Genomic DNA, 17,955 nt, shown 5'->3' with positions numbered 1-17,955 from the left:
GGTACCTGCCGGTCAGTCCGACAGCCGCGTGAAGCGCCCTCGGTGGAAGAGCAGCGGTCCGTCCGGGTCGTCGGCTGCCGTGCCGAGGGCGTCCACCCGGCCCACCACGATGAGGTGGTCGCCGCCGGTGTGGACGGCGTGGATCGCGCAGTCGATCCAGGCGACGGCACCCGACAGGCGCGGCGAGCCGGACACCGGCGCCGCGTCGTACGCCACCCCCGCGAACTTGTCCGCGCCGCTCACCGCGAAGGCGCGGCACAGCTCGCTCTGGTGGGCTGCGAGGACGTTCACGCAGAACACCCCGGCCCGGGCGATACGCGGCCAGGTCGTCGATGTGCGGCCGACCATGAAGGCGACCAGCGGCGGGTCGAGGGAGAGGGAGGTGAAGGACTGACAGGCGAAGCCGGCGGGGGAGGTGCCCGTGCTTGTGGCGGGGGGTGCCGTGATGACCGCCACGCCCGTCGGGAAGTGTCCGAGGACGCGGCGGAATTCCGCCGGGTCGACGGGAGCGCGTTCGTCATCGCCGACGCACCGCAGCTCGGGGCGCGGCAGCACTTCGACGGGCTCCGGCGCGGCGGTGCGGACCGCCCTGAGGTAGCGGACGGCGGCTTCTGCCATTCCTGTTTGTCCCATCACACGCGCCATTGAAGCTGACGGACCATCAGATGGGAAGGGCCGGCAGCCCCCTCAGCAGCCCCTGTACGCGGGGCTCCGCCGCTCCACGAAGCTCCGTACGCCCTCCTGCGCGTCCGCCGTCGTCATGTTGATCTCCTGCGCGGCCGCCTCCGCGGCGAAGGCGGTGGCGCGGTCGGTGTCGAGGGAGGCGTTGACGAGTTGCTTGGTCAGGGCGAGGGCGCGGGTCGGGCCGGTGGCGAGGCGTTCCGCCCAGGCGCGGGACGTCTTGTCCAGGTCGGCGTCCGGGACGACCCGGTTGACCAGCCCCATCCGCTGCGCGTCCGCCGCCGTGAGCGCGTCACCGAAGAACATCAGCTCCTTGGCGCGCTGCGGGCCGATGAGGCGGGGCAGGAGGTAGGCGCCGCCGGCGTCGGGGACCAGGCCGCGGCGTACGAACACCTCGATGAAGCGGGCGGATTCGGCCGCCAGGACCAGGTCGCAGGCGAACGCCAGATGCGCGCCGAGGCCCGCCGCCGTGCCGTTGACCGCCGCGATCACCGGCTTCTCGCAGTCCAGGACGGCGGCGATCAGGCGCTGGGCGCCGGTGCGGAGGGTGCGGGCGACATCGCCGGTGGCGCGGGCGGCGGGTGCGGCGGCCGAGGCCCGGAGGTCGGCGCCGGCGCAGAAGCCGCGGCCCGTTCCCGTGAGAACGACCGCTCGTACCTCCGCCGACGCGGACGCCTCCGCCAGGAGCCGGACGATCTCGTCCCGCTGGGCGGGGGTGAGGGCGTTGAGGGTCTCGGGCCGGTTGAGGGTGAGGGAGAGGACGTGGCCGGAGGTGGTGTGCAGGACGGCGGGTTCCGTCATCGGCTGCACACCGCCAGGGCGTCCAGCGCCACCGCGCCCTGCCCCTGGGGCAGGACCATGAGCGGGTTGATGTCCAACTCGGCCAGCTGGTCACCGAGTTCCAGCGCCATGCGCTGCACGCGCAGGACGACCTCGACGAGGGCGTCCAGATCCGCCGGCGGCCGGCCCCGGACCCCGTCGAGCAGGGCCCGCCCGCGCAGCCCGGCGAGCATGTCGCGCGCCTGCTCCTCGCCGAACGGCGGCACCCCTACGGCGGTGTCGCGCAGGACCTCGACGAGGACCCCGCCGAGCCCGACCGTCACCGTCGGCCCGAACAGGTCGTCGTGCGTGACTCCGACGACCATCTCGACGCCGTGCTCGACCATCTGGCAGACCAGTACGCCGTCCAGGGGGACTTCCTCGTAGCGGGCGATGTCGGTCAGCTCCCGGTAGGCGTCGCGGACCTGGCTCGCGGAGGTGAGCCCTATCTTCACCAGGCCCAGTTCGGTCTTGTGGGCGATCCGGGCGCCCGAGGCCTTCATCACCACCGGGTAGCCCACCAGCCCCGCCGCCCGTACGGCCGCTGCCGCGCTGGTCACCAGCTGCTCGCGGGGCACGCGGATGCCGTACGCCCGCAGCAGCTGCTTCGCCGCGTGCTCGCTGAGCTGCTCGCCGGGCCGCATCAGCGTCTGGGCCTTGCGGTAGGAGGGGGAGGGGGTGCGCGGGGCGTCGTCGAAGGGGGAGCGGTAGCCGGTCGTGAAGCGGTGGTGGGCGAGGTGGGCGCGGACGGCGGTGAGGCAGTTGCCGACCGTGCGGAAGGTGGCCACGCGGGAGGAGCCGAGGAGGACCTCGCGGTAGGCCGGCTCGGTGCCGACCGGCGAGCCCCACACCACGCACACCAGCTTGTCGGTCTGTTCCGCCGCGTCGACCAGGTCCCGTACGAGCCGGTCGCTGAGCGGGGGGAACGGCCCGGTGATCGGGCAGATGAGCACGCCCACCTCGGGGTCGTCGAGGATCGCGTCGATGATCTTCCGGCCGCGCGAGTCGCCGACCGGGTGACCGCCGTTGTCGACGGGGTTGGCGACGCTCAGGTACTCGGGTATCCACTGGTGCAGCTCGGCCTGTTTCGCCTCCGACAGCACCGGCAGCCGCAGGCCCGCCTCCGTCGCCAGGTCGGCGACGTGCGCGCCCGTGCCGCCGGAGATCGAGTAGACGACGACCCCGTCGGCGCGCGGCGGGCGGGCCCGGGCCAGCAGGGTCGCCGTGTCCTGGAGTTCGTCGAGTCCGTCGACCCTGATCACGCCGTACTGCCGCAGCGCCGCGTCCACCACGGCGTCGGCGCCGGTCAGTTTGCCCGTGTGGGAGGCGGCCGTGCGGGCGCCGGTCTCGGTGCGGCCCACCTTGACCGCGACGACCGGCACGCCGCGCCGGGCGGCCCGGTCGGCGGCGAGCAGGAAGGAGCGGCCGTCCTTCAGCCCCTCCAGGTAGCAGGCGACGGCGCCGACCTCGGGCTGCTCGGCGAAGTAGGAGAGGAAGTCGGCGCTCTCCAGGTCGGCCTCGTTGCCGGTGGGCGCCCAGTGGGAGAGCCGGATGCCGAGTTCCTGGAGCGCGAAGAGGGGGCGGCCCTGGTGGCCGGACTGGGTGATCAGCGCGATCGCCGGGCCCTGAAGGTCGTCGCGGAACCGCTCGAAGGCGTTGAGGTTGGTGTTGGGGCCCAGCAGCCGCATCCCGGACCGCTCGACGGCGGCGGCCAGTCGCCGCTGGGCGGCCTCGCCCTCCGGTCCGGTCTCCGCGAACCCGGAGGCGAAGACGACCGCGAACCGGGCCTTGGTCTCGGCCAGTTCCTCGACCACCGGGAGGGGGTCGCCGACCAGCACCACGGCCAGGTCGACCTGCTCGGGCAGACCGGCGACGGAAGGGCAGCAGGGCATGCCGAAGACGGACGGGCGGCTCGGATGCACCGGATACAGCCGGGCCCCGACCCGTTCCGCCCAGTCGGCCAGTCGCCTCGTGATGCCGGTGTTCGGTCGCCCCTCGGCATCGGACGCGCCGATCACGGCGACGGACCGGGGGCGGAAGAAGCGGTCCAGGTCGGGTACGTCCGCGTGCAGCGGACGCCCGCTGACATCGAGGTCTCCCGTCTGGGCCGGCCTGCCGTGCACGACGGGCCCGGACCGCTCGCCACAGGCGAGGGCCCGGGTCCGGCGGGAGTCGGTGGTGAGGGTGCCGTGGGTCGATCCAAGCATCGTTTCCGCCCGCTCCTGTGAGACAGCCGCTAACTGACGCTCTGTCAGATTATCCGAACTGACGTGATGTCAGGAACGGTTGAGTGCGGGTGAAGTTCCCGCCGGCTGTGTGTCCGTACGCCGTGTGCCACGCTGAACCCATGAGTGAGGCCGCCTCCGGTATCCGGCTGATGACCATGAACGTGCTGGCACCGCAGTACGCCGACGGCGCGCGCCGGCGGGCGGTCCTGGCCCGCGAGATCGAGCGCCAGGACCCGGACGTGCTCGCACTCCAGGAAGTCACCCCCGAGGACGTGGCGGCGCTCGTCGACGCCGGCTGGCACGTCGCGGCGCACCCTCGCCGGTCCCCCGACGGTGTGGGGGCCGTCCTGGCCGCCCGTCACCCCTTCGGGCACACCGTGACGGACCCCCTCCAGGTGACCGAGCGCACGGCGCACACCAGCTGGTGCGGAGTCGTCGCCGCCGAGCTCCGGCTGCCCGAACCCTTCGGCACGATCCTCGTCGTGCACCACAAACCGAGCTGGCCCTACGGCTACGAGTACGAAAGGGAGTTGCAGGCGCTCGCCACCGCCCGGCTCGTGGACGGCCTCACCGCCGAACGCCCCGTGCGCCACACCGTCCTGCTCGGCGACTTCGACGCCACCCCCGAGGCCGCCAGCCTGCGCTTCTTCCAGGGGCTCCAGTCGCTCGACGGCACGAGTGTCTGCTTCCAGGACACCTGGTCGGCTGTGCATCCCAAGGAACCGGGCCCCACGTTCAGCCCGGCCAACCCGCTCGTGCGGCAGGGGGACATGCCCGAGGCCTCGGATCGCCGTATCGACTACATCCTGCTCCGGTGCGGCCCGCACGGCCCCACCCTGCGCGTCTCCTCGTGCCGGCGGGTCCTGGTGCGACCGGTGGACGGCGTGTACGCGAGCGACCACTACGGCCTGGTCACGGACCTGACCCTGCCCGATCACCCGCCGGGCCGGTGGGCCTAGGCGGTGTCCCCCTGGCCCGGGAGTCGAGACACCGCCCCCGAGCCGTCCCGGGCGATGGCCTTCGCGATCTTCGTCGCGTCGATCGCCATCTCGCGGAACATGCCGCTGATCGGGTTGGTGAAGCCGGTGAAGTACAGGCCGGGGGCGGTCCGCGGGCTGCGGGGGCCCTGGACGACGGGCTTCCCGCGGGCGTCGAGTACGTCGAGGTGGCCGACGAGGCCCTCCAGGGCCCGGGTGTAGCCGGTGGCGGCGACGACGGCGTCCGGGGAGAGGCGGCTGCCGTCGGCGAGGACGACCTTGCCGTCCTCGAAGCCCTCCACGGCCGCCACGACCTCCACCCTGCCCGTGCGCACGGCGTCGATCAGACCGACGTCCTGGACGGGTACGGCGCCCTCGGTGGCCCGCGTGTAGAGGCCGGTGTCGGGGCGCGGCAGGCCGTGGGCGGACAGGTCGGGCACGCTCAGTCTGCCCAGCTGCCGGGCCATCCGGTCGACCAGGCCGACCGGCAGGTGCCGTGCCATGACGCCCGAGTACTGCGCGGCCCAGCCCGCCGTCGAGCGGCGCACGATGTGCGGGACGGTGCGGATGGACAGCCGTACCCGGGCGCCGCCGTCCGCCAGGTCCACGGCGATCTCGGCGCCCGTGTTGCCGGCGCCCACGACGAGGACCTCGCTGCCCGCGAAGGGCTCGGCGTTGCGGTAGGCGGACGCGTGCAGGAACTCGCCGGTGTAGGTGTCGCGGCCGGGCCAGTCGGGCACGCGGGGCGTGTGGTTGTAGCCGGTGGCGACGACGACCGCCGCGCCCGTCAGTTCCCGGCCGCCGGTGGCGTGCAGCAGCCAGCCCGTGCCGTCGGGGGCGCGCTCGACTCGGGACACCTCGACGCCGGTGACGACTTCGAGCCGGTGGTGTTCGGCGTACTTCTCCAGGTACCGCACCACGTTGTCCCGGGACACCCACCGCCCGAACCGCCGTGGCATCGGCAGCCCGGGCAGGGACGACAGCCGGCGGGTGGTGTGCAGGTGCAGCCGGTCGTAGTGGCCGCGCCAGGACGCCCCGACGCGGTCGGACTTCTCCAGGACGACGGCCCGTATGCCCCGGGCCCGCAGCGCGTACGCGGCGGAGAGCCCGCCCGGGCCGCCGCCGATGACGTAGACGGGGCGGTCGGGTGTGGGGGGTGCGGGGGAGTGTGTGGGGGGCGTGGAGTCGGCCATGAGCGGGAGCGTAGCCACGGATCAGCTTGATGGGTCTCGGTCAAGACCGGAATTGGTTTCGGATTGATCACGGCTGTAGGGGGGCGGGGTGGAGCCGGTGGTGTGGAGGGCCTGGTTGTGGCGAGCCGGTGATCATTCTTGACCCATGGCCTGCCCGCACGGGAACACCCGTCTGCGGAGGCGGTGTTGAGAGGACGTCGATGGAGACCGGAACGCCCCGCGAAGGAGACCGGAATGGCCCTGACCCGTGAAGAGCGCGAACAGTTCCTGGCCGAGCCGCACATCGCCGCGCTGGCGGTCGACGCGGGGCCCGGCCGCGCGCCGCTGACCGTGCCGATCTGGTACCAGTACGAGCCCGGTGGCGACATCTGGATCATGACGGGCCTCGACTCCCGCAAGAACGAGCTGATCAGCGCGGCGGGCCGGTTCTCGCTGATGGTGGACCGGCTGGAGCCGACGATCCGGTACGTGTCGGTCGAGGGCCCGGTCGTCGACACGGCCCCCGCCACCCTCGACCAGCTCCGCGAGCTCTCGGCGCGCTACCTGCCGGCCGACAAGGTCGACGGCTACGTCGACTTCGCCTGGAAGAACCACGGGGAACAGCTGGTGCTGCGGATGCGGCCGGAGCGGTGGGTGTCGTCGGACCTCGGGCAGGTGTGAGGAGCGCGCCGGGGTGACAATCGGGGCATGGCAACGGATCCTCACGAGCTGCTGAGGTCGCTGCGGGTCTGGGACCCGCAGGTCACTCGACTGCCCTCCTTCGACCCGACGACCGCCCCCGACACCCCGCTGCCGCTCTTCGCCGAGTGGTTCGCGGCGGCGGTGGCGGCCGGGCAGACCGAACCGCACACCGTGTCGCTGGCGACCTCCGACGAGTCCGGCCTGCCCGACGTACGGATCGTCATGCTGCACGGCGCCGACGAGAACGGCTGGTCCTTCGCGTCCCACGCCGGCAGCCGCAAGGGCCGCCACCTCGGCGCCCGCCCGTACGCCGCGCTCTGCTTCTACTGGCCGGTCCTGGGCCGGCAGGTACGCGTGCGCGGCCCGGTGTCGTCGGCTCCGTCCGAGGAGGCCCAGGGTGACCTGCACGCCCGCTCGACGGGCGCGCTGGCCGCGGCGCTGACCGGCCGCCAGAGCGAGCTCCTGGGCTCGGTGGAGGAGATGGCACGGGCCTCGCAGGCGGCGTGGGAACGGGCCAGGAGCGAGCCCGAGGCACCCGTACCGTCCTGGACCCTGTACCGGCTGCGGCCGGACGAGGTGGAGTTCTTCCAGGGAGACGAGGCGCGGCGGCACGTACGGCTCCGCTACCGGAGCACGGAGGAAGGGTGGGCACGGGAACTGCTGTGGCCGTGAACGGACCGGCGGTCACCGGGTGTTGCGCATCCCGAGAATGTAGGCAGCGGTGAGCGCGACGGCACGGTCTTCGTCATGCGACAGCTCCGCGAGGGCACGGGACGCCGTGCTCCCCGGGATGTCCGCGAGCGCCTGGGTCAGCCGTCGGCGTGCGGACGATCCGACGGTGCCGTCGGCGAGGCAGTCGACGAGCCCGGCGGCGATCCGGTCCGCCGACGCGGGACGACTCGCCAGCGCGCTCAGCGCGTCGGCCGCGTCGACGTCGTTCGCCGCCTCGACGATCATGCCGATGAGCGTGGGCACCGCGTCGGCCACGCCACGTGCCCCGAGCGCCACCGCCGCGTACCTGCGGACCACGAGGTCGGGATGGGCGAGGGCGTCCCGCAGCAGTGCGGTCGCCTGACCGTCCGGAATCTCCGCGAGGGACTGGACGGCACGTTTGCGTACCTCGGCCGCCGGTGAACCGAGGCCCTCCGCCAGCAGCGCCGGTGCGCCCTCGCCCGATCGCGCCAGAGCCCATCGAAGGGCCCCGGCGACGTTCGGGTCGGTCTCGCTCAGCACCGCCTCGACCAGTGCTTCGACCGGCACCGGAACATCGTCGACACAGGACAGGGCCGCGCGTTGGCGCGCCCCGGCGCTCTTCGACCCCAGCCCCTGCAGAAGCGCGACGACCTGGAGGACGTCCTCCCAGGCGGCGGGTTCCGCGGCGCCGATCCGGCTCAGTCGCGTGAGCAGCTCCGTCTCGGCCGCGATGCGTTCCCGCGTCCGGCGGACGAGGTCGTCGACGAGTTCCGAGGGCGTGAAGCCGGGATCGTCGAGCGCGCGCCCGACTTCCCGCAGCGACAGCCCGAGCGACCGCAGGCTCTCGATGTGGAAGATCCGCCGGACGTCCTCGCCGGAGTACTCGCGATAGCCGGCGTCCGTACGACCCGTGGGCCGCACCAGGCCGAGCGATTCGTAGTGCCTGAGCATGCGGGCGCTGACCCCCGACCGCCGTGCCACGTCACCGATCAGCACTGCCTGTCATCCCTCCTGGCGGGTCGGGCCGAGAGCCACGACGCGCTTCGCCTCCTCGACCGCGAACTCGAACCCGGCATCCGGGTCGCGCAACAGCCGTTCCGTGGCGAGCGCGTGGGCACGCACGCCGGGGTCGGGATCCGCCGTCGCCGCGCGCAGGCTCGGCATGGTCCTCTCACCGAGCACGACCAGCGCCCGGCTGAGACTCAACCGCGTCTCACGCCCGCCGCGCCCCAGCTGGGTCACCAGTACTCCGGCCAGCGCGTCCTCTTCCCCCTCGGGCACGAGAACGACCGCTGCTCGCCAGGCACTCCGCGCCACCTCGTCGTCGGCATCGGTCAGCAGGGCCCGCGTGATCGCCGGCCACGCCTGCCGGTCCCCGATCTTCGACAGCGTGTGCAACGCCTGGCTCCGCGCCTGCGCACGCTCCGAGCGGAGTTCCTCGAGCAGCTCGGGGACCGTCGTCGACGCCGGGTGGCGGGTGAGGGCCCAGGTGAGCATGTCGCGGACGGAGAACTCCGGCTCGACCGCGCATCGTTCGACGAGCTTGCCGACGAACCGCGGATCGGGGGCCGTGCCGATCGCCAGCGCCGCCCGCAGCCGCACGGACGCGCTGCTGTCCTGCAGGTCCTGCAGGTCCTGAAGACCTCTCATCGGGACCACCTCCTCGCCACAGTGAAGGCCTTGTCACCGTGGCAAGGTCAAGCGGGCGCGGACCTCGTGGATCAAGGGATCCGCTCCCCCCCCGGCCGGGGGCTACGTGAAGTCGTACACCGCGAAGTCCGCCACCGGCCGGTACCCGATGCGCTGGTACAGGCCGTTGCTGGTCGGGTTCGACAGGTCCGTGAAGAGGAGCACCTCCTGGGCTCCGGCGGCCAGGGCGGCGCGGCTGACCTCGGCCGTGGCGGCGCCCGCGTAGCCGCGGCCGCGCAGGTGGGCCGGGGTGTAGACCGAGGCGACGCGGACCTGGCCGGCGACCTGTGGGGTCCTTCCGGCCATGGCGGCCGGGGTGCCGTCGGGCGTCTCCCAGAACGTGATGCCGCCCTCCCTGATGCGGGCGTCCGCCCACTCGCCGGCGTCCCGGAAGACGCCCGAGCCGACGGCTGCGACGAACTCCTCGTGCCAGCGGATGAGGTGCTCCCGGTCCGCCTGACCGGCGATGCGGGGACCGCCGGGCGGCAGGGGACGGGGCACGGTCAGGGTGCCGAGCCGGTAGAGCCGGTTGCGCTCCCGGAGGGTGGCCGTGGCGCCCGTGTGCCGCTGCCAGGCCTCGGCGAAGGCGGTGGCGGTGTCGCGGTCGGCGTGCACGCCGGGCAGGCGTTGCCCGAGGGCGGCCAGCCGTGCGGCCAGCGCATCGCCCTCCTCGGCCGTCAGGACGGTGAGGTTCAGCCGGTGCGGTGGTGTGCGGAAGAACGTCGCCCGGACCGCGCCGTCCCGTTCCAGCATGCCGAACTCCGGCACTCCGTCGCCGTAGACGTGCGGGCCGCGCGTGCGCAGGTTCTCCGTGACGGTCAACGGGAGGGTGTGCAGACCGGGTCGGGAGCGCAGGAAGGCGTCGGCCCGGGTCAGGAAGGCGTCGAGGTCCTGGGTGAGGTGCCAGTCGTCGGTGCGCATGTCTCATGGTGCCGCCCGCGCCCCGGCTCATGCCCGCGAATTACTCGCCGGGCCCGCGGCGCGCACCCGGTTCCGCGTCCGGTTCGGGATCCGTCGCCAGCCGTGCGTGCAGGTGGGCGTCCCGGAACGCGTCCTGCCGGCCCTCCTCGAAGATCGCCCCGCGCAGGGTCCCCTCGTACGCGAACCCGCACCGCTCGGCGATCCGGCAGGAGGCGTCGTGGCCGACGGCGTGGTCCAGTTCCAGCCGGTGCAGGCCGAGTTCGGTGAGGGCCCAGTGGGCGGCGAGCAGCAGGGCCCGGGTGGCGACGCCCTGCCCGCGGGCCTCGGGGAGCACCCAGTAGCCGACGCGGGCGACCTTCAGGTGGTACTTGATCTCGTTGACGCCGATGTGACCCAGGGCGGTGCCGCTGCGGGCGTCCGCGATCCGGAACGACAGGGACGTGCCCTCGGTCGCGCTCTGGGCGCGCGCGAGCAGCGACTCCCGGGCGCTCGTCCGGTCCGTGACCAGCCTCAGCGGGGTGTTCCAGCGCTGGAACTCCGGGTCCCGCATACCGCGCAGCCAGGTCTCGACGTCGGCGCCGGACGTGGGGTCCCAGGGGCGGAGATGGAGGCCGCGGCCGTGGATTTCCGGGAGGGGGCCGGTCAGGGACCGGTCGCGTATGGGGGCCATGGGGCCATTCAAGCGCGTGAGGCGTCGCCGTTCACCCGTCGGCCGGGCCCGGCACGACCCGGAACACGGGGATCCCGTCCCGGAACGCGACCTCCAGTTCCGCCCCGGCGCACAGCGCTCCGGCCGGCGGTTCTCCCGTCGGTGGTTCCGCCGTCGGCTGTTCTGCCGTCAGCGGTTCCCCCGCCCCCACGACCTCCGTCATCATCCGCGGCCCCTCGGCGAGATCGACCACGGCGGCGACGTACGGGGTGCGTTCCGCGAAGGGCGGCAGGTCGTTGCGGTGGACGACGGACCAGGTGTAGAGGGTGGCGCGGCCGCTCGCGGGCTCCCAGGCGACGTCCTCGCTCCAGCAGTGGGGGCAGAACTCGCGCGGATAGTGGTGGGCCCGGCCGCAGGCCCGGCAGCGGCGGATCAGCAGCCGGCCCTCGGCGGCCGCGTCCCAGTACGTCCGGGTGAAGGCGTCCGGCTCGGGCAGGTCGAACCGCCCGGCCATCAGAACAGCCCCAGCGCGCTGTCGAGCGACCAGGTCTGCCAGGACATCCCGAACAGGCCGACCACCGACATCAGCGCCATCATCGAGTTCTGCCCCTGCTCGGCCACTTCGTGGATCATGAGGGTGAAGTAGAGGGCGTTGAGGAGGAGCCCGCCGGCCAGGGCGATCGGGGTGAGGAGGCCGGTGATCAGGCCCAGTCCGAGGGCGAGTTCCGCGTAGACGACGACGTACGCCATCGCGCGCGGGTGGGGTGCGACGACTCTGTCGAAGCCCGACCGTACGGTGCCCCAGCGGTGCTCGGCCGCTATCCCGGCCGCCCACGTGATGCCGGTGCCGCGTGCGAGCCAGGCCTTGCGGTCCTTGTGCCGCCAGCTCTCCAGCCACCACAGCCCGAGCCCGATCCGCAGCACGGCCAGCCATTCCGCTCCGCTGAGCCAGATCGTGTCCATGCCCATGCTCCCGCGTCGCCGCCGCCCGGTTCCGGTAACTGACGGTACGTCAGTTCCGGTGTGGGCGACAGGCCCGGAGACCCTTCCCGTAGGGAGGTGATCAGCCCCTGTACGTGCGGGCACCTCATGCGACGATGCCTCCATGTTGTTGCTGCTGGACCTGGACAACACCCTCGTCGACCGTGACGCGGCCTTCCGCGCCGCCGTCGCCGACTTCCTCGCCGAGCACGGGCTGCCCGCCTCCGACCTCTCCTGGGTGATGGCCACCGACGCCAGCGGCTACACCGCACGGCACGACGTCGCCGCAGCCCTGACCGACCGGTACGGCGACGCGGTGCCCACCGCCGCCGTCCGTGCTCTGCTCGACACCGGCGCCGCCGATCGCGTCGTCCTGGCGCAGACCGCGCGCGATGCGCTGGGCAGGGCGCGGGCGGACGGCTGGACTTGCGTCATCGTCACCAACGGGCGCACCGCCCAGCAGGAAATGAAGATCCGGAACGCCGGACTCGATCAGCTCGTCCAGGGCTGGGTCGTCTCCGAAGGCGTCGGCCACAAGAAGCCGGCACCGGAGATCTTCCAGGCGGCAGTCGCCCTCGTCGGCCTCCCCCTGCCGGGCGCGTGGGTCATCGGCGACTCACCGCACGCCGACATCGCGGGCGCCGACGCGCTCGGTCTTCGGAGTGTGTGGGTGTCGGACGGACGTGTCTGGACCGAGGACTCCTACCGGCCCACTCATGTCGCCGACGACGTCGCCTCCGCGATCGACCACGCCATCAGCCGGTGAGCCTCCCCGCCTCCTCACCCGCACGCAGCTCCCCGTGGAGACGGGCGAACGGCGCGCACACCAGCGGCATGACCAGCGGGGGCAGCAGGAGGAGCGCCACGGCCGTGGGCAGGATCAGCACCAGGACGCCGGTGATCCACACGTTGTCGTCGCTGAGCCACAGCATGCCGAGGCCGGCGAAGTGGGCCAGGGGAGCGGCCGCGTACCGGGCCAGCCCGAAGACGAGCACCGCGGCGGCGGTGACCAGCGTGCCCAGAGCGAGGACGCGCCGGCGTGCGCGGCGGGTCAGCACCCAGGAGCGGTACAACGCCGCGAACGGGGAACGGCCCTCCAGCACCGTCTCGGCCGTGGCGAGGGACAGGCGGAAGTACAGCAGCGGGCCGAGGCACCCGACGGCGATCGGCAGCACCCAGCCCACCAGCGTGTACTGCGGGGTCGCGGTTCCGTGCAGGGGCGTGGGCTCGACACCGGGCACCTTGCCGCGCTCGACGAGGTCCCACCACATCAGGGACGCCAGCGCCATGACGCCCACCGCCAGTGCGGTCAGCGCGTTGACCACCAGGGCCGCGGGGAGGCGTCCGCGAGTGCGCCGCCACAACTCCCGGACGGTCAGCGGTCCGCCGTCGCGCCTGGCGTGCGCGTCACCGACGGCGTAGGCGCTGTGCAGGACGGAGAGGACGACGAGGGCCAGGAGGAGCAGCAGCAGCGACACCACGGCACCTGCCCGTACCAGCGGGGGCATGCCGCCGTCGGCGTAGGCCACGTAGGAGTCCTCGTTGGCGATGTTGGCGTCCGCGTAGTCCCGGACGGCCTCGAAGGTGTCCCACGTCTCCCAGAACCCGCCGGCCACGATCGCGCAGCCGAGCACGGCCGTCAGGGCGGATACGCGGAGGGTGAAGCCGTACAGCGCGCGGGGGTGGCGCCTGACGACGTCGAGCGCCCCACCGAGACTGCCGACCGGCTGGTTTCCCTGGTGTGCCATGACCTGGCGTGACCTCCATGCGGCCCGGAAGCGGTGGAGGTCAAGACGCCGTGTGGGGTGCGTGGGGTTCCCCGGGGGGCCCGACAGGCCGGTCACCCCGCCCCCAGGACCACCGTCCCCGACGAGCAGAACCACCCACCCGTCCCCGACGCCACCCCCAGCCGCGGCAGCGCCCCGTCGGCGCCCCGCCGCACCTGCCGCACCTGCCGCGCCCCGGCTTCCCCCCTCAACTGCCGTACCGCCTCCACCAGCAGGAACAACCCCCGCATCCCCGGATGCTGCGCCGACAGTCCGCCCCCGTCGGTGTTCACCGGGAGGCCCCCGCCCCCGACCCGCAGCCGGCCCTTCTCCACGAACGCCCCGCCCTCGCCCTTCCCGCAGAAGCCGAGGTCCTCCAGCGTCACCAGGGTCATGTAGGTGAACGCGTCGTAGATCTCCGCGAAGTCCATCTCGTCCGGCCGTACGCCCGCCCGCTCGAAGGCCAGCCGTCCGCTCACCGCCGCCGGGGACACCGTGAAGTCCGGCCACTCGGACATCGCCGCGTGCGAGACGTACTCCCCGCTGCCCAGCACCCACACCGGCGGCGTACGGCAGTCCCGTACGCACTCCTCCGCCGCCAGCAGTACCGCCGCCCCGCCGTCGGAACGCACGCAGCAGTGCAGCTTGGTGAAGGGGTCGGCGATCATCGGGCCGGCCAGGACTTCGTCCACCGTGACGGGAGTGCGGAACATCGCCTCCGGGTTCAGGGCCGCGTTGGCCCGGGCCTGGACCGCCACCTGAGCCAACTGCTCGATCGTCGTGCCGTACTCGATCATGTGGCGGCGGGCCGCCATGGCGTACTTGGCGATCAGGGTGTGGCCGTAGGGGACTTCGAACTGCAGGGGGCCGCGGGTGCCGAAGGACAGTGTTCCGGTGCGGCGGCCCGCCCGTACGTCCGCGCGGGCCGTCGAGCCGTAGGCGAGCAGCACCACGCGCGCGTGCCCGGCCGCGATCGCGTCCGCCGCGTGGGCCGCCATGACCTCCCAGGTGGAGCCGCCGACGGAGGTGGAGTCGACCCAGGTCGGCCGCAGGCCCAGGTACTCGGCGACCTCGACCGGGGCCAGGGTGCCCAGGCCCGCCGAGGCGAAGCCGTCGACCAGGGAACGGTCCAGGCCCGCGTCGGCCAGGGCGCGTCGGGCCGCCTGGGCGTGCAGGGCGTACGGGGTCGCGTCGTCCACGCGGCCGCAGTCCGAGAGGGCCACGCCCACGACGGCCACTTTCCTCCGGGCAACCATGAATCTGACGGTACATCAGGTAAGCCGCGGTGCAAGGCCGCCAGGCTCTGGGCATCCCCGCCCGGGCGCCCTAATATGACGGACTGTCAGATGCGGAGGTGCTACCCCCATGGACGCCCGCTTCACCCCCGAACAGGACGAGATCCGCCGCACCCTGCGCGAACTGCTCCACAAGCGGTGCGGCCCCGAGGAGCTGCGGGCCGCCACCGGCACCCCGGCCGGACACGACCCGGCCCTGTGGACCGCCCTCGCCGAACAGCTCGGCCTGCCCGGACTGGCCCTGCCCGAGCCCTACGGCGGCGTCGGCTGCTCGGTCACCGAGCTGGCCCTGGCCTGCGAGGAGACGGGCCGGGCCCTCCCCCCCTCCCCGCTGCTCGCGACGGCCGTCCTCACCGCCCCGCTGCTGCTCGCCCTCGGCACCGACGCCCAGCGGGCCGCCCTCCTCCCGCGGATCGCCTCCGGGGCCCTCACCGCGGCCCTCGCGATACCGGGCCCCGCTCTCGCCACCGCCCTCGGACTCACCGGCCACGACCCGCGCGGAGCGTGGGCCGGCGGCGGGCGGGCCGGGGGTGTGCAGGCCCGGGGGGCCGACGGCGGCTGGCGGCTGTACGGGCAGGTCGACCAGGTCCTCGACGGGCACAGTGCCGGGCTGCTCGTGGTGGCCGCGCACACCGGCGGCTTCGCCCGCTCCCGTGTCCTGCTCTTCCTCGTGCGCGGTGACGCGGCCGGTCTCACCCGCGTACGGCAGACCGCACTGGACGCGACCCGTCCGCAGGGCCGTATTCAACTACGCGACGTGACCGCCGACTTGCTGGGCAGCGCGGACACCGACGCCCTCCCCGCCCTCGCCCGGCTCGGCGACACCGTGGCCGCCTGTCTCGCCGCCGAGGCCGTCGGAGCCGCCGACCGGGTGCTGGAGCGGACCGTCGAGTACGTCGGGCAGCGCGAGCAGTTCGGGCGGCCGGTCGGCTCCTTCCAGGCGGTCAAGCACCGGCTGGCCGATGTGTACGTCCAGGTGCAGGCGGCCCGCTCGGCGGCGTACTACGCGGCCTGGGCCGCCGCCCATCAGGAGACCGTCGGCGGCCTCGCGCTCGCCCAGGCGCTCCAGGCGCTGCGCTCGTCCGCCGCCGAGGGGATCCAGCTGCACGGCGGCCTCGGTTTCACCTGGGAGCACGAGGTTCACCTGTACTTCAAGCGTGCCGCGGGCGACGAGCTGCTGTTCGGGCCGGTGCACCGGCTGCGGGCGCACGCCGCCGACGCGGCGCATGTCTTCGAGGAGGCCGGCCGATGAGAGGCGTGCGGTTCGTGCAGAAGGTGTCCTCGACCCGGGGGTTCGCGCGCGTGGCACCGCACGTCGTCCCGGCCCTGGACCGGGCCGTGCACCGGCTCACCCGCGGAAAGGTGCTGCTCAGCGCGCAGCTTCTGCCGGGAGTGGTGCTGACCTCGACCGGCGCGAAGAGCGGCCTGCCCCGTCGTACACCCCTGGCATGTGTGCCGGAGGACGGCGGACGCAGCTGGCTTGTGGTCGGGTCGAACTTCGGGCGGCCGGGGCACCCCGCCTGGAGCCACAACCTGCTCGCGCATCCCGACGCCGGCATCAGCTGGAAGGGCCAGGACATCCCCGTCACGGCCCGGCTGCTGGAGGGGGCGGAGCGGGCGGAGGCCTGGCAGGCCGTGCTGGCGTTCTGGCCGCCGTACGCGGCGTATCAGGCGCGGGTGGAGCGGGAGATCCGGCTGTTCAGGGTCGTACGACGGTAGAAAGCGCGACAGGCGGCGGTCCACTCGGGTGGACCGCCGCCTGCCAGACAGGACTTGGGTGCGGGAAAAAGGGGCCGGTGGCGCCGGGCCGGGTTACTTCGTCGGCTTCCTGCCCGTGACGCCCAGGTGGACCAACAGGGCGAGGTTCGGCTTCAGTTCGGCCTGCTTCACGCCCCAGGAGGAGAAGCCCTTCTGGTGGGAGGCGACGGCCGCGAGCATCGCGACCAGCGAACCGGCGATCGCCGCCGGGTTCACGTCCTTGTCGACCCGGCCCTTGGCCTGGAGCTCGGCGACGGAGTCCGCGAGGGAGTTGTTCACCGAGTTGAGGATCTTCATCCGGAGTTTGTAGAAGCGCTTGTCGCCCTCGGCGGCGCCGAGATCGACGACCCGGAGGATGGCGTCGTTCTTGCGCCAGAACTCCAGGAACCCGTCGACGAGTTCCTGCGCCGTCTGCCAGCCGGCCTTGCCGGCCCAGGAACGCCCCTGGAGGAGTTCCGTCAACGCGGCGCCCTCGGTCGCCATTTGCTCGGCGATCTCCAGGACGGCGCCCTCGACGTCCGGGAAGTACTGGTAGAAGGTCGCGGGCGAAGTGCCCGCCTTCCGGGCGACATCGATGACTTTGACGTCCCGGTACGGGGAGGAGCTGAGCATCTCGCTGAGGCAGTCGAGCAGCTTCTGCCGGGTCGCTTGCCCACGCCTACCGGCCACGCGGCCGTCGACGGTACGCACTTGTCCTGTCATGCCGTCAGCTTACCGAGGCGTGATCGGGGCGCGATTCGGCCGACTGCAAATGGGGTGTAAGGGAGTGCGGGGGCTGGTGTGCCTGGTCTGCGGGGTGCGGTCGACGCGGTTACGTTGTCGGCATGGCCGAAAACAGGGCATCGGTGTACGCAGAGGGCGTTCCCTGCTGGGTGGACGCGCAGCTTCCCGACGTCGAGGCGGGCAAGCGGTTCTACGGTGAACTTTTCGGGTGGACCTTCGAGGACTGGTTCGGCCCCTTCGCGCAGGCGCTGAAGGACGGTGAACCCGTGGCCGCGCTGGTCCGCAAGATGGACGGCCGGCTGCCCACCGTGTGGACGGTGTACTTCGCGACCCCGCACGCGGCGGCCCTGGCCCGGCGTATCCGGGCGGCCGGCGGGCAGGTCGTCTCCTCGCCGGTGCCGGCCGGAGAGCTCGGCGTCACCGCCCTGGTCACCGACCCGGAGGGCGCCGTCTTCGCCCTGTGGCAGCCGGACCGGCACCCCGGCTTCGGCCGGCGGCACGAGCCGGGCACCTTCGCCTGGGCCGAGCTGTACGCCCGGGACACCGAGGCGGCCAACGCCTTCTACGGCGATCTCTTCCAGGAGGCCCTGTTCGGGCCGGACGCCGAGCCCGATGTCGGCCGCGCCCCGGTCACCGACGTGTTCCCGGCCGAGATGCCGCCCCACTTCCTCGTCCACTTCGCCGTCGAGGACGTACCGGCCGCGCTGGAGGACGTCACCCGTCTCGGCGGCCGGATCCAGGCCCCGCCTTTCGACACCTCGTACGGCACGGTCGCCGTCGTCACGGACGATCAGGGGGCGTCCTTCGCGCTGCTGCACCGCTGAGCAGGGCGGATCGGGCAGTGTTTGGTCATCGTTTGCTCGTCTGTGTACCGAGACATCCCAATTGTCACCGGGTTCGC

The 17,955-nt window shown here is 73.0% G+C and carries 20 protein-coding genes; 7 read left to right on the top strand and 13 right to left on the bottom strand.

Translation table 11 applies throughout. The features are described from left to right. Positions 1-12: 12 nt before the first annotated feature. The 3 genes from ABZ192_RS21390 to ABZ192_RS21380 all read right to left on the bottom strand — a co-directional run bounded on the left by ABZ192_RS21390 (position 13) and on the right by ABZ192_RS21380 (position 3,707). Positions 13-618 carry a flavin reductase family protein gene (locus ABZ192_RS21390; protein ID WP_356926018.1) on the bottom strand — a complete coding sequence of 202 codons (606 nt, stop codon included), beginning with the start codon at positions 616-618 and terminating at the stop codon, positions 13-15. Between the two features lie 69 nt (positions 619-687). Continuing rightward, positions 688-1,482: an enoyl-CoA hydratase-related protein gene (locus tag ABZ192_RS21385; RefSeq protein ID WP_356926017.1), complete on the bottom strand. Its 795-nt coding sequence runs from the start codon at positions 1,480-1,482 to the stop codon at positions 688-690. After that, positions 1,479-3,707, bottom strand: a complete 2,229-nt coding sequence (locus ABZ192_RS21380) for an acetate--CoA ligase family protein (RefSeq protein WP_356926016.1) — start codon at positions 3,705-3,707, stop codon at positions 1,479-1,481. Before ABZ192_RS21380 ends, ABZ192_RS21385 begins: the two co-directional genes overlap by 4 nt. 140 nt (positions 3,708-3,847) lie before the next feature. Between ABZ192_RS21380 and ABZ192_RS21375 the strand changes: the two genes are divergently transcribed. Beyond that, positions 3,848-4,687 carry an endonuclease/exonuclease/phosphatase family protein gene (locus ABZ192_RS21375; protein ID WP_356926015.1) on the top strand — a complete coding sequence of 280 codons (840 nt, stop codon included), beginning with the start codon at positions 3,848-3,850 and terminating at the stop codon, positions 4,685-4,687. On the opposite strand, the gene ABZ192_RS21370 is transcribed toward ABZ192_RS21375, so the two are convergent. Then, positions 4,684-5,898, bottom strand: a complete 1,215-nt coding sequence (locus ABZ192_RS21370) for an NAD(P)/FAD-dependent oxidoreductase (protein WP_356926014.1) — start codon at positions 5,896-5,898, stop codon at positions 4,684-4,686. The genes ABZ192_RS21375 and ABZ192_RS21370 overlap by 4 nt on opposite strands. Positions 5,899-6,132: 234 nt before the next feature. On the opposite strand from ABZ192_RS21370, the gene ABZ192_RS21365 reads away from it, so the two are divergent. Next, positions 6,133-6,558, top strand: coding sequence for a pyridoxamine 5'-phosphate oxidase family protein (locus ABZ192_RS21365; protein WP_150481519.1), 426 nt, complete (start codon positions 6,133-6,135; stop codon positions 6,556-6,558). A 27-nt stretch (positions 6,559-6,585) separates the two neighbouring features. Further along, a complete protein-coding gene (locus ABZ192_RS21360; RefSeq protein ID WP_356926013.1) occupies positions 6,586-7,251 on the top strand; it encodes a pyridoxal 5'-phosphate synthase in 666 nt (221 codons plus the stop codon). A 12-nt stretch (positions 7,252-7,263) separates the two neighbouring features. Here ABZ192_RS21360 and ABZ192_RS21355 read toward each other — a convergent pair whose 3' ends face one another. The 6 genes from ABZ192_RS21355 to ABZ192_RS21330 form a co-directional block, all read right to left on the bottom strand. Beyond that, on the bottom strand, positions 7,264-8,268 hold the full coding sequence (locus tag ABZ192_RS21355) for a HEAT repeat domain-containing protein (RefSeq protein ID WP_356926012.1): 1,005 nt from the start codon (positions 8,266-8,268) through the stop codon (positions 7,264-7,266). A 6-nt stretch (positions 8,269-8,274) separates the two neighbouring features. After that, entirely contained in the window at positions 8,275-8,922 is a 648-nt protein-coding gene (locus tag ABZ192_RS21350) for a HEAT repeat domain-containing protein (RefSeq protein ID WP_356926011.1), read from the bottom strand. 102 nt (positions 8,923-9,024) lie between these two features. Further along, positions 9,025-9,882: a GNAT family N-acetyltransferase gene (locus ABZ192_RS21345; RefSeq protein ID WP_356926010.1), complete on the bottom strand. Its 858-nt coding sequence runs from the start codon at positions 9,880-9,882 to the stop codon at positions 9,025-9,027. 40 nt (positions 9,883-9,922) lie between these two features. Further along, positions 9,923-10,552 carry a GNAT family protein gene (locus ABZ192_RS21340; RefSeq protein ID WP_356926009.1) on the bottom strand — a complete coding sequence of 210 codons (630 nt, stop codon included), beginning with the start codon at positions 10,550-10,552 and terminating at the stop codon, positions 9,923-9,925. 31 nt (positions 10,553-10,583) lie between these two features. Further along, positions 10,584-11,045 (bottom strand): OB-fold domain-containing protein, encoded by a 462-nt coding sequence (locus ABZ192_RS21335; RefSeq protein ID WP_356926008.1) that lies wholly within the window; start codon positions 11,043-11,045, stop codon positions 10,584-10,586. Continuing rightward, positions 11,045-11,494: a DoxX family protein gene (locus tag ABZ192_RS21330; protein ID WP_356926007.1), complete on the bottom strand. Its 450-nt coding sequence runs from the start codon at positions 11,492-11,494 to the stop codon at positions 11,045-11,047. Before ABZ192_RS21330 ends, ABZ192_RS21335 begins: the two co-directional genes overlap by 1 nt. Positions 11,495-11,636: 142 nt before the next feature. Between ABZ192_RS21330 and ABZ192_RS21325 the strand changes: the two genes are divergently transcribed. Further along, on the top strand, positions 11,637-12,278 hold the full coding sequence (locus tag ABZ192_RS21325) for an HAD family hydrolase (protein ID WP_356926006.1): 642 nt from the start codon (positions 11,637-11,639) through the stop codon (positions 12,276-12,278). On the opposite strand, the gene ABZ192_RS21320 is transcribed toward ABZ192_RS21325, so the two are convergent. Both ABZ192_RS21320 and ABZ192_RS21315 read right to left on the bottom strand, forming a co-directional pair. Next, a complete protein-coding gene (locus ABZ192_RS21320) occupies positions 12,268-13,260 on the bottom strand; it encodes a hypothetical protein (protein ID WP_356926005.1) in 993 nt (330 codons plus the stop codon). The two genes, ABZ192_RS21325 and ABZ192_RS21320, sit on opposite strands and share 11 nt — an antisense overlap. 92 nt (positions 13,261-13,352) lie before the next feature. Continuing rightward, positions 13,353-14,534, bottom strand: a complete 1,182-nt coding sequence (locus ABZ192_RS21315; protein WP_356926004.1) for an acetyl-CoA acetyltransferase — start codon at positions 14,532-14,534, stop codon at positions 13,353-13,355. A gap of 109 nt (positions 14,535-14,643) precedes the next feature. On the opposite strand from ABZ192_RS21315, the gene ABZ192_RS21310 reads away from it, so the two are divergent. Both ABZ192_RS21310 and ABZ192_RS21305 read left to right on the top strand, forming a co-directional pair. After that, positions 14,644-15,825, top strand: coding sequence for an acyl-CoA dehydrogenase family protein (locus ABZ192_RS21310; protein ID WP_356926003.1), 1,182 nt, complete (start codon positions 14,644-14,646; stop codon positions 15,823-15,825). After that, positions 15,822-16,292 (top strand): nitroreductase family deazaflavin-dependent oxidoreductase, encoded by a 471-nt coding sequence (locus tag ABZ192_RS21305; protein ID WP_356926002.1) that lies wholly within the window; start codon positions 15,822-15,824, stop codon positions 16,290-16,292. The genes ABZ192_RS21310 and ABZ192_RS21305 overlap by 4 nt, the downstream gene beginning before the upstream one ends. Before the next feature lie 93 nt (positions 16,293-16,385). On the opposite strand, the gene ABZ192_RS21300 is transcribed toward ABZ192_RS21305, so the two are convergent. Then, a complete protein-coding gene (locus ABZ192_RS21300) occupies positions 16,386-17,021 on the bottom strand; it encodes a TetR family transcriptional regulator (RefSeq protein WP_356926052.1) in 636 nt (211 codons plus the stop codon). Positions 17,022-17,155: 134 nt separating this feature from the next. Here ABZ192_RS21300 and ABZ192_RS21295 point away from each other — a divergent pair, with 134 nt between their 5' ends. Then, the gene (locus ABZ192_RS21295; RefSeq protein ID WP_356926001.1) at positions 17,156-17,878 is read left to right on the top strand and encodes a VOC family protein; all 723 of its coding nucleotides are present in this window, start codon (positions 17,156-17,158) and stop codon (positions 17,876-17,878) included. Positions 17,879-17,955 lie beyond the last annotated feature (77 nt).

The organism is Streptomyces sp. NPDC006235 (assembly GCF_040613735.1).
In the GTDB taxonomy this organism is placed as follows: domain Bacteria; phylum Actinomycetota; class Actinomycetes; order Streptomycetales; family Streptomycetaceae; genus Streptomyces.
Note: the sequence above shows the minus strand (reverse complement) of the source record. Positions and strands in the feature narration are given on the sequence as shown.